Source organism: Streptomyces sp. NPDC005728, assembly GCF_040630895.1.
Taxonomy (GTDB): domain Bacteria; phylum Actinomycetota; class Actinomycetes; order Streptomycetales; family Streptomycetaceae; genus Streptomyces.
Genome location: NZ_JBEXYL010000012.1, coordinates 31095 through 45714, shown reverse-complemented (window position 1 = coordinate 45714; position 14620 = coordinate 31095). Strand labels below are relative to the sequence as shown.

Sequence of the window (14620 nt, the reverse complement as noted above, 5' to 3'; positions counted from 1 at the left end):
GTAGCATCCGCCGAACAACCCCATGGCGCTGGCCTGCACGAATCGCCAGTAGAATCCGTCTACGTGACTTCAGCGCCCGCCAAGCCCCGCATCCCGAACGTCCTCGCCGGACGCTACGCCTCCGCCGAGCTCGCCACGCTCTGGTCGCCCGAGCAGAAGGTGAAGCTGGAGCGGCAGCTCTGGCTCGCCGTGCTGCGGGCCCAGAAGGACCTCGGCATCGAGGTGCCGGACGAGGCGATCGCCGACTACGAGCGTGTCCTCGACACCGTCGACCTGGCCTCGATCGCCGAGCGCGAGAAGGTCACCCGGCACGACGTGAAGGCACGGATCGAGGAGTTCAACGACCTCGCCGGGCACGAGCACGTGCACAAGGGCATGACCTCCCGCGACCTCACCGAGAACGTCGAGCAGCTGCAGATCCGGCTGTCGCTGGAGCTGATGCGCGACCGTACGGTGGCCGTCCTGGTGCGTCTGGGCAAGCTGGCGGGCGAGTACGCCGAGCTGGTCATGGCCGGCCGCTCGCACAACGTGGCCGCCCAGGCCACGACCCTCGGCAAGCGGTTCGCGACCGCCGCCGACGAGCTGCTGGTCGCCCACGGACGGGTCGAGGAGCTGCTCGCCCGCTACCCGCTGCGCGGCATCAAGGGCCCGGTGGGCACCGCGCAGGACATGCTGGACCTGCTGGGCGGGGACGCCGGGAAGCTCGCCGAGCTGGAGAACCGGATCGCGCAGCACCTGGGTTTCTCGCAGGCCTTCACCTCGGTCGGCCAGGTCTACCCGCGCTCGCTGGACTACGAGGTGGTGACCGCGCTGGTGCAGCTGGCCGCGGCGCCGTCCTCGCTGGCCAAGACGGTCCGGCTGATGGCCGGGCACGAGCTGGTGACCGAGGGCTTCAAGCCGGGCCAGGTCGGCTCCTCGGCGATGCCGCACAAGATGAACACCCGCTCCTGCGAGCGCGTCAACGGCCTGATGGTGATCCTGCGCGGCTACGCGTCGATGACCGGCGAGCTGGCGGGCGACCAGTGGAACGAGGGCGACGTCTCCTGCTCGGTGGTGCGCCGGGTGGCCCTCCCCGATGCGTTCTTCGCCCTCGACGGCCTGCTGGAGACCTTCCTGACCGTGCTCGACGAGTTCGGCGCCTTCCCGGCGGTGGTCGCCCGTGAGCTGGACCGCTACCTGCCGTTCCTCGCCACCACCAAGGTGCTCATGGGCGCCGTGCGCGCCGGGGTCGGCCGTGAGGTCGCGCACGAGGCGATCAAGGAGAACGCCGTCGCCACCGCGCTCGCCATGCGCGAGCAGGGTGCCGAGCGCAACGACCTGCTGGACAAGCTCGCCGCCGACGAGCGGCTGCCGCTCGACCGCGAGCAGCTGGCGGCGCTGATGGCCGACAAGCTGTCCTTCACCGGTGCGGCCGCGGACCAGGTCGGCATCGTCGTCGGCCGGATCGCCGAGATCGTCAAGCAGCACCCGGAGGCCGCCGGCTACACCCCCGGAGCGATCCTCTGACCCGCTTCACCCCGGCGGAACTGGAGGCCGCCCGCGACCGTCTCGTCCCCGACGTGGTCGCGGACGGTCTCCAGGTGCTGTTCTGCGGCATCAACCCGGGCCTGATGACGGCGGCCACGGGCCATCACTTCGCCCGCCCCGGCAACCGTTTCTGGCCCGTGCTGCACCGGTCCGGCTTCACCCCGCGGCTGCTGGTCCCCGCCGAACAGCACGAACTGCTGTCGTACGGGCTGGGCATCACGAACGTGGTGGCGCGGGCGACCGCGCGGGCCGACGAGCTGAGGCCCGAGGAGTACGTCGAGGGCGGACGGCTGCTGACCGCCAAGGTGACGCGGTGGCGTCCGCGCTGGCTGGCCGTGGTCGGGGTGACCGCGTACCGGGCCGCCTTCGCGGATCGCAGGGCCCAGGTGGGACCGCAGGAGCGGACCGTCGGGGACGCGCGGGTGTGGGTGCTGCCCAATCCCAGCGGACTGAATGCGCACTGGACGGCCGAGACGATGGCGGAGGAGTTCGCGCGGTTGCGGGAGGCCGCGCAGGCCTGAGGAGTCAGGGCGGGCCGGTCTCGGTGACCACCGCCAACAGCTGGAACGGCAGCTCGCCGTCCCACTGGGACACGCCCAGGGCGACCCAGCGGCCCGACTCCGCCCGCCACAGATGGACATCGGGCACGTGCGAGGCGAGCGTGCCCCAGGGCTCCGCCAACTCCTCCCCGGCCACGCTCCGCAGGAACACCCCGGCCAGGCCGAACACGTCCGCCGGTCCCCATCGCTCGGCGAGCCGCTCCCCCAGTGCGTCCCGGTCGGCCTCGTACAGCGCCTCCGTCTCCTCCCGCTCGGTCCCGTCGTCCTCGTAGAAGTCGCCGCTGGTCTGCAACTCGGCCATGAGATATCCGGGCCCGCCCGTGCCGACGTCCGTCCTGTCGTGTGCCGCGGGGAACTCCCGGGCGCACAGCCGGTCGATCACGGCGAGGTGGTTCGCGATGTCCATGCGATCCAGTAAAGCGGGCCCCACTGACAAGTGGCGGGCTGTCAGGCGTCCCTGCGCCGGATGCTCCAGGCTCCCGCGAGCAGGGCCGCCGCCGCCCACACCGCGGTCACCGCGAGCCCGCTCCAGGGGCCGAGGGAACCGTCCCAGCTGCTGTGCAGGGCGACTTGACCGGCCCGGTCGGGCAGGAGGTCGGCGACGCCCGATGACAGGTCGCCGATCACGAACGACACGATCAGCAGGAAAGGGATCAGGATCGAGAGGGTCGCGACGCCGCTGCGCAGCACGGCCGTCAGTCCGGCGGCGAACAGCGCCATGAGGGTGAGGTGCAGGCCGCAGCCGACGGCGCCGCGCAGTCCCTCGCCCCAGGCCGGTCCGGAGGAGCCGAGGAGGGCCTTGCCCAGCAGAAGCGTCACCAGTCCCGTGAGCAGGCCCGTGGCCAGCACCGGCAGGGCGATCACCGTGGCCTTCGCGGCGAACCAGCGCCCCCGGTCGGGCACGGCCGACAGGGTCAGGCGCAGCGCGCCGCCCCGGAACTCCGAGGACAGGGCCGTCGTACCGAAGGCGATCGCGGCGATCTGTCCGAAGCTGACGCCGAAGAACGCAGAGAACAGCGGGTCCGTGTCGTCGACGCCGGAGTCCGCGGACGAGGCGAAGAGCGCCGAGAACACGGCGGTGGCGACGAGGATCGCGGCCAGGCCTCCGACGAGCGAGCGCAGCGTCCGGACCTTGATCCACTCGGCGTGCAGAGCGGGTGCGAACGACATGGTCAGGCCTCCTGGGGCTGGGTGGTGAACTCGACCTCGGCCGCGGTCAGATCGAGGTAGGCCTGCTCCAGGGTTGCTTCCTGGGCGGCCAGTTCCAGTACGGGAACGCCCGCCTCCGCCATGAGGCGGCCGAGGTCGTCCACGCGCGCGTGCCGCACGGTCCACGTCCCGTCCTCGTCCCGGGAGGCGTCGTGGCCGTGACGGGCGAGCAGGTCGCCGAGCGCGCCGGTGTCGGTGGTGCGGATCCTGACCTCGGGCCGTACGCGTGCGTGGATGAACTCCTGGACGGGGGTGTCGGCGAGCAGGCGGCCCCGGCCGAGGATCACGAGGTGGTCGGCGAAGACGGCGGTCTCGTGCATCAGGTGGCTGGAGACCAGGACGGTACGGCCGCCCTCGGCCAGCCTGCGCAGCAGGGTGCGGATCCAGACGATGCCTTCGGGGTCGAGGCCGTTGGCGGGCTCGTCCAGGAGGATCACCTCGGGGTCGCCGAGCAGGGCGGCGGCGATGCCGAGCCGTTGACGCATGCCGAGGGAGTACGTATTCACCCGGCGCCGGGCCACCGCGGAGAGTCCGGTCTCCTCCAGCACGGCGTCGACCCTGCGGACCGGGATGCGGTTGCTCGCGGCCAGGGCGCGCAGATGATCCCGAGCGGTGCGGGAGCCGTGCGCGGCCCGCGCATCGAGCAGGGCGCCCACCTGGCGCAGGGGTTCACGGAGTTCGGCATAGGCACGACCGCCGATGGTCGCGGTGCCGGAGGTCGGCCGGTCGAGGCCGAGGACGAGCCGCATGGTGGTGGACTTCCCGGCGCCGTTGGGTCCGAGGAAACCCGTGACGCGGCCGGGGCGGACGCTGAAGGTGAGCTGGTCCACGGCCCGCCGGCTGCCGTACTCCTTGGTGAGGTCTCGTACGTCGATGCTGGTCATGGCACCAGCCTGGCGGGCGCGCGCGGCTCGGGTCCTCCCCCGCCGGTGGAGATCGTCTCCCCCGTGCGGGGGAGGCCCGTTGTCAGTGCCACCTGCGACGATGTCGCCATGGTCCGCTTCCTGCGCCCGCTGCTGCGCGGGACGACGTACACCCGCCTGCTGCACCTGTGGGTGCCCATGCTCATGGAGAGCGTGTGGCTGTTCATCGACATGTCGAAGCCCTGGGTGCCCGCGCTCATCCTCGTCCCGGTCGGGCTCGTGCCCGCCGTGCGCGTGGGCGAGGGCGTCCAGGCCCGGCTGCTGCTGACGCCCGGCAAGGAGGAGCCGGGCATCTCCGTGACACCGTCGGCGAGTTGGCGGGACCGGGGGCGCACGGTGCTGTGGCTGGAGGTGCGGATGCTCCTCGCGGTGCCGGCGATGTTCGCCTCGGTGTGGCTGCCGATCCTCACCTACGAACTGATCCGACTCGCCTGCGGGTACACCAACCCCACCTCACCGCTGCTGGACTCGGCACGGCCGCACTGGGCCTACGGGCTGCTCGCCCTGCTTCCCCTGATCGCCCTGTACGGCTTGGTGGTGGGCCTCGGCGCGCTGGCCACCGCCATCGCGCGCCGGCTGCTCGGACCGTCCGCGGCAGAGCGGCTGGCCGCTCTGGAGGAGCGCACCGAGCAGCTGCTCGAACGTACCCGCATCGCGCGCGAGTTGCACGATTCCATCGGACACGCCCTGACGGTGGCGGTGGTACAGGCCGGTGCGGCGCGGGCGGCGGGCGACCCTGAGTTCACCGATCGCGCCCTCGGCGCCATCGAGGAGACCGGCCGGGCCGCCCTCGCCGACCTGGAGCGGGTCCTCGGGGTGCTGCGCGAGTCGGAGCGGCCCGCGAGCGCCCGGCCCACGCTGGCCGACGCCGGCCGTCTGCTGGACTCGGCGCGCGCCTCCGGCGCAGAGGTGGACGCGGAAGTGACCGGCCCCGTGGCGGCGGTTCCGGGGCCCGTCTCACGCGAGGGGTATCGCATCCTCCAGGAGGCGCTCACCAACGTCCTGCGGCATGCGGGCACCGTCCCCGTGCAGGTCCGGGTGTCCGTCGCCGACGGCACGCTCGCCCTGGAGGTCCGCAATCCCCTCCCGGCCGCGATACCGGGGCCCGGACGGGGCAGCGGGCTGCGCGGCATACGGGAGCGTGCCGCGCTGCTCGGGGGCAGCGCCCGTACCGGGCCCGACGCGGGCGACTGGCGGGTGCGTGCGGAGCTGCCGCTGGGTTGATCTACGCTGGCCGGATGCCGGTCACCGTTCTCCTCGTCGACGACGAACCCCTGGTCCGCGCGGGTCTGCGCGCCGTGCTCGAGGCGCAGCCCGACATCGAGGTGATCGGCGAGGCGGCCGACGGTGCGGCGGTCATCCCGCTGGTGCGCCAACTGCGGCCGGACGTGGTCGCGATGGACGTGCGCATGCCGCTGATGGACGGGATCGAGGCCACGCGCGCGGTGCTGCGCACCGTGGACGCCCCGCCCAAGATCCTCGTGGTGACCACGTTCGAGGACGACGAGTTCGTGTACGAGGCGCTGCGCGCGGGTGCCGACGGGTTCCTGCTGAAGCGGGCCCGGCCGGCCGAGATAGTCCATGCGGTCCGGCTGGTGGCGGAGGGCGAGTCGCTGCTGTTCCCCGCGTCCGTACGGCAGCTCGCCGCCCGGTACGGCGGCAATCACGAGCCGAGTGCCCCGCTCTCGGAGGCAGGGCTGACGGACCGGGAGGCGGAGGTGCTGCGGCTCATGACGCGGGGGCTGTCGAACGCGGAGATCGCCGGCCTGCTGGTCGTAGGGACCGAGACGGTGAAGTCGCACGTGAGTGCCGTGCTGGCCAAGCTCGGGGCGCGCGACCGTACCCAGGCGGTGATCGCCGCCTACGAGTCGGGATTCGTCGCGCCGGGCTGATCCGCCGGGCACGCCGGGTCGGCGGAGCCCGGCACTCGCCGGGCGGGCCGGGCCCGAGTACGATCCGCCCAACACGCCCGCAAGCTGGAAGGACCCACGGTGGGGCAGCTGACCGGCGGCGATCCCTCGCTGCTGCGAAGGATCAATTCCGCGGTGGTGCTGCACGCGCTGCGAACCACGGACTGCGCGACGCTCACCGAGATCACCCGGGTCACCGGGCTGTCCCGGCCGACCGTCGAGGGGGTCGTGGAAGGGCTCATCGAGGCGGGGCTCGTGGTCGAGACGGTGGCCGAGGAGGGCACCGCACGCCGTCAGGGGCGGCCCGCCCGCCGGTTCCGGTTCCGGGCCGAGGCCGGGCATCTGCTGGGCCTGGAGATCGGCGCCCACCGGGTCGCCGCGCTCCTGTCCGACCTGGACGGGCGGGTGCTGGGCGCGCAGGCCAAAGAGGTGGACGAGACTGCTCCGGCGGACGAGCGGCTGGAGCGGCTGCGTGGCGCGGTCGCCGAGCTGCTGCGCCGGGCCGGGGTCGCGCGCAGTTCCCTGCGGGCGGTGGGCGTGGGCGCGCCGGGCATCGTGGAGGCCGACGGAACGGTCCGGCTGGGCACGGCCCTGCCGCAGTGGACCGGCCTGAGGCTCGGCGAGCGGCTCAGTCGCTCCTTCAAGTGCCCGGTGCTGGTCGAGAACGACGCCAACGCGGCGGCCGTCGCCGAGCACTGGAAGGGTGCGGCGAGGGAGACGGACGACGTGGTGTTCGTGCTGGCCGGGCTCAGCCCCGGCGCTGGTTCGCTGATCGGTGGACGGCTGCACCGGGGGTACGGCGGGGCGGCCGGGGAGATCGGCGCGCTGCATCTGCTGGGCCGGGAGGTGACCCCGGAGACGCTGCTGTCCACCACCGACGAGCCGCTGCACCCGCTGGACGAACAGGCCGTCGCCGAGGTGTTCGCGCTCGCCCGCGAGGGCGACCAGCGGGCGCGGGCGGCCGTCGAGCGGTTCATCCAGCGGCTCGTGCACGACGTGGCCGCGCTCGTACTGGCCCTCGACCCGGAACTGGTCGTGATCGGCGGCTGGGCGGCCGGCCTGGACGGCGTGCTGGACCCACTGCGCCGCGAACTCGCGCGCTACTGCCTGCGCCCGCCCCGGGTGGCACTGTCCCTGCTGGGCGAGGCGGCCGTGGCCACGGGCGCGCTGCGGCTGGCCCTCGACCATGTCGAGGAGCAGCTGTTCGCGGTGGAGGGCACGGTGACGGCGCGGCGCTGAGCGGGTCGGGGCCGGCGGTCGGGCGGCGCGCAACGCCAAGACAGTACGGGCCGACGCCCGGACACCACACGGCGCCGAGCCGATGCGCACCCGCGGCCGGACACCACACCGTACTGAGCCGAGGCGTGCCCGCCACCAGACACACAGGGCGCCGAACCGACACACGCCGGCCGCCGGACACCACACGACGCCAAGACATTACGGGCCGGCGACCGGACACCACACGGCACTGGACCGATACGAGCCCGCCGCCCGACGCCACACGACGCTGCCTCGAGGTGAGCCCGCCGCCGGAACCGCGCGCCCCGGTGGGATTCCGGGGCGCGGCGGGTTGCGGACGACGTCAGGAAGCCCGCTGCTCGGGGTCGTGGTGTATCTCCACGTCGGGCGAGTCGCCGAAGGTGAGCCGACAGGTGTCGGCGCGGTAGGTCGCTGCGGAGAGTGCCGCGGTGCGGCCCTCGGCGAAGAAGCGGGTGGTGACGACCAGGACGGGCGAGCCGGGCAGCCGGTCGAGGTCCTTGGCGTCGTCCGCGCGGGCCGAGCCCAGCTCGACGGCGCGGTCCTGGCCCTCCAGTTCCAGGCGCTGCAGCTCGCGCAGCACCGCACGCGCGCGTGCCGGACCGGACGGGGCGTCGATCGCCGTGAGGTCGGGCACCGAGGCGGCCGGGACGTAGAGCAGGTCGGTGGCGACGCGCTGGCCGTGGGACATCCGGGAGCGGCGCACGATGTGCACGGGCTCGCCGGAGCCGGTCTTCAGGGCGGCGGCGACGGCTGCGGGCGGCGCGGACTGGGCACAGTCCACGGGCTGCCAGGCGTCGGCGGCGGCGCCCGGCCAGGCGTGCTGCTCGGTGCCGACGGCCACGCCCACGCGCGGGGGCGCGACGGTGGTGCCGACACCGCGGCGGCGCTGCAGCCGACCCTCCAGCTCCAGCTGTTCGAGGGCCTGGCGGAGCGTGGCGCGGGCCACGCCGAAGCGGGCGGCGAGGTCGCGCTCGTTGGGCAGGATCTCGCCGACCGAGAACTCCGAGTCCAGTGCCTCACTGAGCACGGTCTTGAGATGCCAGTACTTCGGTTCCGGCACCGATTCCAGCTGCGTGGTCCCCACCCTGTCCTCCGCAAGAGCCGTGGTCCGGCAGTTTTTAGCGCCCTTGTTTATTAAAGGTTGTTGCACTTATCAGCGACGATAGGGCGGCTGTCACCCTTGGTCAAGACCAATCCTCGATCCCTGGGGCAATGCACAGGGCGGAGCAGTGAAGCGTTCACGAGGCGTTCGTACGCGGCCGCATGTGTGACATCCCGGCAAAGCCCCCGTCGCACGACGGAGTTTTCGGGGCGCAGCCGGGGTCTTCCGGTCCACGTGCTCGGCGCCGGCGACACGCCTGCCGCGGTCCCGGCCGAATCAGCTCCCGCGGGACCGGCCCGGACCACAATGTCCGCGGACCGCCGGTGGCCGGCGGCCGGGGTCCAGGAGGTGACCGATGCGCTTCGCGGTGCTGGGCACGGGCGAGGTGGGCTGCACACTCGGCAGCAGACTGGTGGAGCTGGGGTACGAGGTGACCCTCGGGTCGCGGGTGAGGGACAATCCGATCGCGGTGGAGTGGGCCACGGCCGCGGGCGGCCGGGCGCACGCGGGCACGTTCGCGGACGCGGCCGCGACGGCCGACATGGTCGTGAACGCGGTGGGCGGCCGGGTGGCGCTCGACGCCCTGCGGGCGACAGGGGCGGAGAACCTGGACGGCAGGATCCTGGTGGACGTCTGCAATCCCGTGTCCTTCGAGGACGGGCAGCTGCGGCTGGAGCCGGCGGAGTCGGACAGCGTGGGCGAGCAGATCCAGCGGGCCTTCCCGCACGCGCGCGTGGTGAAGACGTTGAACACCGTCAACTGCCAGGTGATGGTGGCGCCGGGGCGCGTTCCGGGCGGGCACAACCTGTTCGTGTGCGGTGACGATGCCGACGCCAAGCAGCAGGTGACGCAGCTGCTGGGCGAGTTCGGCTGGTCGTCCGAGCGGGTCCTGGACCTCGGCGGGATCCGGTCGGCGCGGTCCGTGGAGATGCTGCTGCCGCTGTGGTTCGGGCTCTTCCAGAAGTTCGGGCACGCCGATTTCAACATCGAGGTGCGCCGGGGACATTGAGGCCCACAGGAGCGCGACACGCGCCACAACAAGGGGCTACCCGCCGGTAGCAATTGCTGACAAGCTGTCTACGGCGTCCGTCAGCAGCCCAGACGAGGAGCACCCCCATGTCCGCCACCGTCTCCTTCAAGGTCCCCACTCGGCACGGCCCGAAGGACGTGACCGTCTCCTACGCGCGCGTGGGACGCGGCGAGCCGCTGGTCCTGCTGCACGGCATCGGCCACCACCGGCAGGCCTGGGACCCGGTGGTGGACATCCTCGCGACCGAACGCGACGTGATCGCCGTCGACCTGCCGGGGTTCGGCGCGTCCCCGGGCCTGCCGGCCGGCCTGGCCTACGACCTGCCCAGCACCGACTCCGTGCTCGGCGCCCTGTTCGAGGCCCTGGACCTGGACCGCCCGCACGTGGCCGGCAACTCGCTGGGCGGCCTGCTGGCCCTGGAGCTGGGCCGCGAGAAGCTCGTACGGTCCGTCACAGCCCTCTCCCCGGCCGGTTTCTGGACGGAGGCCGAGCGGCGCTACGCCTTCGCACTCCTGCTCACGATGCGGGGCATCGCCCAGCGGCTCCCGCTGCCCTTGGTGGAGCGGCTGTCGCGGACCGCGGCCGGGCGTACCGCGCTGACCAGCACCATCTACGGCCGTCCCGCGCGCCGTTCACCCGAGGCCGTGGTCGCCGAGACGCTCGCCCTGGTGGGGGCCACGGGATTCGACGCGACCCTGCAGGCGGGCGCCACCGTCCGGTTCACCGACGATCTGCCGGGGCTGCCGGTCACCGTGGCCTGGGGCACCCGGGACCGACTCCTCGTGCGCCGTCAGGGCATCCGGGCCAAGACGATCATCCCGCACGCCCGGCTGGTCCGGCTGCCCGGCTGCGGGCACTGCCCGATGAACGACGACCCGGCGCTCGTCGCGCGCGTGATCCTCGACGGCAGCCGCTGACCGACCGCCGAGCGCGCCGGAGCCGAGGACGACCCCGGCGCCCACCAGGGCGCTGCCTGCGGCCTGCGCGAGCCCGTAGGAGCCGGTGCCGACCAGCGGGGCGGTGCAGGCTGCGGCCACCGGGATGAGCCCGGAGAAGAGCGTGGCCCGTTCCGCGCCGAGCCGCTGCATGGCCACGTACCAGCACACGAAGCCGACGACGGTGACGACAGCCGCCTGCCACAGCAGTGCGGCGGTCTCCCCGGCGTCGGGACGGCGCAGCCAGGCGTCGCCGTCCAGGACCACACCGGCGAGCGCCGCCTCGACGGCGGCGACGGCGCACACCGTCGCGGACAGCAGCCGCGGCCCGAGCGGCCGCAGCACCGGCGCGGCGAGGACGGCGAACCCCACCTCCCCGCCGAGCGCGCACGCCGAGAAGACGATGCCCGGTCCGTCCGTGCGGCCCCAGCCCTGCACGGTGAACGCGCCGACGGCGACGAGCGACGCGCCGTACAGCACCGCACGCTGCGGGCGGCGCCCGTCGAGGAGCGGGACGAGGACGGCCACCACGACCGGTGCGCAGCCGACGAAGACACCCGGAACCGCCGGTTCGGCGCCGCGCTCGGCGGCGATGACGGCCAGGTTGAACCCGACCATCCCGACGGCCGCCAGCAGGGCGAGGCGCGCCCACTGACGTGGACCGAGCGCGCGCAGCCGCCGCGCCCCGTCCCGTCCGGCGAGCGGGGCCAGCAGCAGACAGGCCAGGGTGTACCGCAGGAACTGGCCGCCGGCGTACGGGTAGTGGCCCAGGACGCTGTTGGCGGTGAAGGACCCGCCGACGAGCACACAGGCAAGGGCGGCGAGCAGGGCGCCGCGGGTGGTGGTGCCCGTGCGGGCGGTGGCGGCTTTCATGACGGCGACGCTACGAAGCCGAGCGGCCCGGTTTAAGGTCCACTTCCATGACGTCATCGGGGACCAATACGGGCGGCCTCGTGGGCTCCGCCGCGTGGGAACTGCTGCTGCCGGCGGCCTCGTCACCGCCGCGCGCGCGTGGCCGTGCCCTCCAGGCCGCGCTGCGCGAGGCGATCCGCTCGGGGCGCCTCGCGCCTGGCACGCGACTGCCGTCCAGCCGGGACCTCGCCGCCGACCTCGGCGTGTCACGGGGTCTGGTCACGGAGGCGTACGAGCAGCTGACGGCCGAGGGGTATCTGCGCAGCGGCCGGGGCGCGGGAACCTGGGTGGGCGACGCCGTACGGGCGGCCCGGCCCCCCGCGCGCGACCTCGCTCCCCGCGCCCCCGGTACCCGGGCCGACTTCGTCCCGGGTACGCCGGACCTGTCGCTGTTCCCGCGGACCGCCTGGGCCGCCGTACAGCGCGCCGTGCTGGCCGAGCTGCCGCACCACGACCTCGGCTACCCGGACCCGCGCGGGCTGCCCCGGCTGCGCACCGCGCTCGCCGGACTGCTCACCCGCCGCCGGGGCGTGGTGGCCGACCCGGAGCGGATCGTGGTCGTCTCCGGTGTCGCCCAGGCGAGTGCCCTGGTCGGATCCGTGCTCCACGCGCGCGGGATGCGCACGATCGGGGTCGAGGACCCGGGCAGTCCGCAGCACGACGGCCTGTACGCGGCGGCCGGCCTGCGCACCGTACCGCTGCCGCTGGACGAGGACGGCCTGGCCCTCGAACCGCTGCGCGCGTCCGGTGCACGGGCCGTGGTGACGACTCCGGCGCACCAGTACCCCACCGGAATCGCGTACTCCGCGGCGCGGCGCGCCGAACTGCTGGACTGGGCACGGTCGGTGGACGGCCTGGTGCTGGAGGACGACTACGACGGGGACTTCCGCTACGACCGCGCACCCGTCGGCGCCCTCCAGGGCCTCGATCCGGAACGCGTCGCCTACATGGGCTCGGCCAGCAAGTCCCTCGCCCCCGGCCTGCGGCTGGGCTGGCTGCTCGTGCCCGCGGCTCTGACGGAGGAGGTCGTGGAGCGCAAGCGGACCACCGACCTCGGCCATCCCTCGCTCGACCAGGCGCTGTTCGCGCACTTCGTGGAGCGCGGCGACTACGACCGGCAGCTGCGCCGCTGCCAGCGCGCCTACCGGGAGCGGCGCGACACCCTGGTCGCCGCCCTGGCCGAGCACGTCCCCGAGGCGCGGGTGTCCGGGATCGCCGCGGGCCTGCATGCCATCGCCGAACTCCCCGAACGGTACGGCCCGGAGGACGACTTCGTGGAACGGGTCGCCGACGCCGGCATCGCCGTACGCCCGCTCGGTGCCTGCACGCGCGCGCGTACCGGTGACGGCAGGGTGCGGCTGGTGCTCGGGTACGCGCATCTCGCGCCGACCAGGATCCGTGCGGGGGTACGGATCCTGGCCGAGGCGCTCGCCGGCTGACCGGATGCGATCGGCGGGGCCGCGGACCGTTGTTCACTTGTGGTTTGCGTGCGCGCCGCGGCGCACCAGTAGGTGTGGCTCTGCACACGGGCAGGATCCCGTCACAGGAGGCGCAGCCATGTCCCACCGTCCGTTCCCCGGCCGCCGCAGCGTGCTGCGCGGCTCCCTCGCCGCGTCGGCGGCCCTGACCCTGCCAGCCGGCCTCGGCGCGGCACCGGCGTTCGCCCTCTCCGGGCGTCCCGAGGCGGGCTGGGGCGTGCAGACGGGCGACGTGACCGCCGACTCGGGCCTGGTGTGGGTGCGTTCGGACCGGCCGGCCCGGATGGTCGTGGAGACCTCGGCCACCGAGTCGTTCCGCAACCCGCGCAGATGGCACGGCCCGCTGCTGGGCGCCGACACGGACTTCACCGGCACCGCACGGCTGCACGGCCTGCCCTCCGGCGAGCAGATCCACTACCGCGTGCTCCTCGCGGACCCGGACGACCCGCGCCGCACCGGCGAGCCGGTGACCGGCACCTTCCGCACCGTCTCCCGGCACCGCCGCGACGGCGTGCGGTTCCTGTGGTCGGGCGACCTGGCCGGCCAGGGCTGGGGCATCAACCCCGACCACGGCGGCTACCGGATCTACGACGCGATGGCGAATCTCGACCCGGACTTCTTCCTGTGCAGCGGCGACAACATCTACGCCGACGGCCCGATCACCGCCACCCAGGCCCTGCCGGACGGCACCACCTGGCGGAACATCACCACCGAGGAGAAGGCGAAGGTCGCCGAGACCCTCGCCGAGTACCGGGGAAACTTCCGCTACAACCTGCTCGACGAGAACCTCAGGCGGTTCAACGCCCAGGTGCCGTCGGTCATCCAGTGGGACGACCACGAGGTGCGCAACAACTGGTATCCGGGCGAGGTGATCGCCTCCACCGACACCCGGTACACCGAGAAGAGCGTCGACGTGCTGGCGGCGCGCGCCCGGCGGGCGTTCAGCGAGTACTTCCCGGTCTCCACGCTGCGCCCGGGCGCGAAGGAGGGCCGGGTCTACCGCGTGCTGCACCAGGGCCCGCTGCTGGACGTGTTCGTGCTGGACATGCGGACCTACCGCAACGCCAACTCCACCGACGACCAGACCGTGGACCCGCAGGGCATCCTCGGCCGTGAGCAGCTGGAGTGGCTCAAGCGGGAACTGTCCCGGTCGCGCGCGGTGTGGAAGGTGATAGCCGCCGACATGCCGCTCGGGCTCGTGGTGCCCGACCCGATGGAGAACAAGCCGGACTTCGAGGCGGTGGCGCAGGGCGACCCGGGCGACCCGCTGGGCCGCGAGCTGCAGATCGCCGAACTGCTGCGCTTCGTCAAGCACCGCCGGATCACCGGCACGCTGTGGCTGACGGCGGACGTGCACCACACCTCGGCCCAGCACTACCAGCCGGCGCGGGCCGCCTTCACCGATTTCGAGCCGTTCTGGGAGTTCGTCTCCGGACCGCTGAACGCCGGTGCGTTCCCGGCCAGCGCGCTGGACAACACCTTCGGTCCGGAGCGGGTGTTCGTGAAGGCGCCGACCGCGTCGAACGTGTCGCCCGCGGGCGGCTACCAGTTCTTCGGCGAGGTCGACATCGACGGCGACAGCGGCGAACTGACGGTACGACTGCGCGAGCAGGACGGCACGGTGCTGTTCACGCAGACGCTGCAGCCGGGCCGGGTCGGCCAGTAGGTGGCGCCGCGGGGCCACCGGGTCCCGTACGCTCGAAACCGTGCCGCGCACCGGCGTCATCCCCCGGAGCGCGGCACGGTCGCCTCCCCGCCAACTCCCCGCCTGGCG

At 73.4% G+C, this 14620-nt stretch carries 13 protein-coding genes and 1 pseudogene; 9 read left to right on the top strand and 5 right to left on the bottom strand.

Features of this window, described 5'->3' with window-relative positions; translation table 11 throughout:
• The first annotated feature begins 63 nt into the window (after positions 1 to 63).
• Entirely contained in the window at positions 64 to 1506 is a 1443-nt protein-coding gene (gene purB, locus ABZ471_RS11340) for an adenylosuccinate lyase (protein ID WP_359064910.1), read from the top strand.
• The gene (gene mug / locus ABZ471_RS11335) at positions 1503 to 2048 is read left to right on the top strand and encodes a G/U mismatch-specific DNA glycosylase (RefSeq protein WP_359065090.1); all 546 of its coding nucleotides are present in this window, start codon (positions 1503 to 1505) and stop codon (positions 2046 to 2048) included. The genes purB and mug overlap by 4 nt, the downstream gene beginning before the upstream one ends.
• 4 nt (positions 2049 to 2052) lie before the next feature.
• Here the strand turns inward: mug and ABZ471_RS11330 are convergent, their stop codons facing one another.
• Genes ABZ471_RS11330 through ABZ471_RS11320 form a run of 3 tightly spaced genes read right to left on the bottom strand, consistent with a single transcriptional unit; the run spans position 2053 to position 4180 of the window.
• On the bottom strand, positions 2053 to 2493 hold the full coding sequence (locus ABZ471_RS11330) for a hypothetical protein (RefSeq protein WP_359064908.1): 441 nt from the start codon (positions 2491 to 2493) through the stop codon (positions 2053 to 2055).
• 41 nt (positions 2494 to 2534) lie between these two features.
• A complete protein-coding gene (locus ABZ471_RS11325) occupies positions 2535 to 3257 on the bottom strand; it encodes an ABC transporter permease (protein ID WP_359064906.1) in 723 nt (240 codons plus the stop codon).
• Between the two features lie 2 nt (positions 3258 to 3259).
• Positions 3260 to 4180, bottom strand: a complete 921-nt coding sequence (locus tag ABZ471_RS11320; RefSeq protein WP_359064904.1) for an ATP-binding cassette domain-containing protein — start codon at positions 4178 to 4180, stop codon at positions 3260 to 3262.
• Positions 4181 to 4288: 108 nt separating this feature from the next.
• On the opposite strand from ABZ471_RS11320, the gene ABZ471_RS11315 reads away from it, so the two are divergent.
• The 3 genes from ABZ471_RS11315 to ABZ471_RS11305 all read left to right on the top strand — a co-directional run bounded on the left by ABZ471_RS11315 (position 4289) and on the right by ABZ471_RS11305 (position 7368).
• On the top strand, positions 4289 to 5443 hold the full coding sequence (locus ABZ471_RS11315) for a histidine kinase (RefSeq protein ID WP_359064902.1): 1155 nt from the start codon (positions 4289 to 4291) through the stop codon (positions 5441 to 5443).
• A 14-nt stretch (positions 5444 to 5457) separates the two neighbouring features.
• Entirely contained in the window at positions 5458 to 6111 is a 654-nt protein-coding gene (locus ABZ471_RS11310) for a response regulator transcription factor (RefSeq protein WP_359064900.1), read from the top strand.
• A gap of 99 nt (positions 6112 to 6210) precedes the next feature.
• Entirely contained in the window at positions 6211 to 7368 is a 1158-nt protein-coding gene (locus ABZ471_RS11305) for an ROK family transcriptional regulator (protein WP_359064898.1), read from the top strand.
• Positions 7369 to 7711: 343 nt separating this feature from the next.
• Here ABZ471_RS11305 and ABZ471_RS11300 read toward each other — a convergent pair whose 3' ends face one another.
• Positions 7712 to 8473 carry a GntR family transcriptional regulator gene (locus ABZ471_RS11300; protein WP_359064896.1) on the bottom strand — a complete coding sequence of 254 codons (762 nt, stop codon included), beginning with the start codon at positions 8471 to 8473 and terminating at the stop codon, positions 7712 to 7714.
• 373 nt (positions 8474 to 8846) lie between these two features.
• Here ABZ471_RS11300 and ABZ471_RS11295 point away from each other — a divergent pair, with 373 nt between their 5' ends.
• Positions 8847 to 9500, top strand: a complete 654-nt coding sequence (locus ABZ471_RS11295; protein ID WP_359064894.1) for an NAD(P)-binding domain-containing protein — start codon at positions 8847 to 8849, stop codon at positions 9498 to 9500.
• A 107-nt stretch (positions 9501 to 9607) separates the two neighbouring features.
• Complete coding sequence (locus ABZ471_RS11290; RefSeq protein WP_359064892.1) at positions 9608 to 10438, top strand: alpha/beta fold hydrolase; 831 nt, start codon at positions 9608 to 9610, stop codon at positions 10436 to 10438.
• Positions 10439 to 10474: 36 nt separating this feature from the next.
• Here the strand turns inward: ABZ471_RS11290 and ABZ471_RS11285 are convergent.
• Positions 10475 to 11329 (bottom strand): annotated as a pseudogene (locus tag ABZ471_RS11285) (EamA family transporter); the annotation flags it as partial.
• Positions 11330 to 11376: 47 nt separating this feature from the next.
• Here ABZ471_RS11285 and ABZ471_RS11280 point away from each other — a divergent pair.
• Both ABZ471_RS11280 and ABZ471_RS11275 read left to right on the top strand, forming a co-directional pair.
• Positions 11377 to 12807 carry a PLP-dependent aminotransferase family protein gene (locus ABZ471_RS11280; RefSeq protein ID WP_359064890.1) on the top strand — a complete coding sequence of 477 codons (1431 nt, stop codon included), beginning with the start codon at positions 11377 to 11379 and terminating at the stop codon, positions 12805 to 12807.
• A gap of 118 nt (positions 12808 to 12925) precedes the next feature.
• Positions 12926 to 14512 carry an alkaline phosphatase D family protein gene (locus ABZ471_RS11275; protein WP_359064888.1) on the top strand — a complete coding sequence of 529 codons (1587 nt, stop codon included), beginning with the start codon at positions 12926 to 12928 and terminating at the stop codon, positions 14510 to 14512.
• The last annotated feature ends 108 nt before the right edge of the window (positions 14513 to 14620 follow it).

Excerpts from the sequence above, each read along its gene's own strand:
- ABZ471_RS11280 (WP_359064890.1), top strand. The coding sequence starts at position 11,377 with ATGACGTCATCGGGGACCAATACGGGCGGCCTCGTGGGCTCCGCCGCG.
- ABZ471_RS11315 (WP_359064902.1), top strand. The coding sequence starts at position 4,289 with ATGGTCCGCTTCCTGCGCCCGCTGCTGCGCGGGACGACGTACACCCGC.
- ABZ471_RS11325 (WP_359064906.1), bottom strand. The coding sequence starts at position 3,257 with ATGTCGTTCGCACCCGCTCTGCACGCCGAGTGGATCAAGGTCCGGACG.
- ABZ471_RS11320 (WP_359064904.1), bottom strand. The coding sequence starts at position 4,180 with ATGACCAGCATCGACGTACGAGACCTCACCAAGGAGTACGGCAGCCGG.
- ABZ471_RS11330 (WP_359064908.1), bottom strand. The coding sequence starts at position 2,493 with ATGGACATCGCGAACCACCTCGCCGTGATCGACCGGCTGTGCGCCCGG.
- ABZ471_RS11310 (WP_359064900.1), top strand. The coding sequence starts at position 5,458 with ATGCCGGTCACCGTTCTCCTCGTCGACGACGAACCCCTGGTCCGCGCG.
- ABZ471_RS11275 (WP_359064888.1), top strand. The coding sequence starts at position 12,926 with ATGTCCCACCGTCCGTTCCCCGGCCGCCGCAGCGTGCTGCGCGGCTCC.
- ABZ471_RS11295 (WP_359064894.1), top strand. The coding sequence starts at position 8,847 with ATGCGCTTCGCGGTGCTGGGCACGGGCGAGGTGGGCTGCACACTCGGC.
- ABZ471_RS11290 (WP_359064892.1), top strand. The coding sequence starts at position 9,608 with ATGTCCGCCACCGTCTCCTTCAAGGTCCCCACTCGGCACGGCCCGAAG.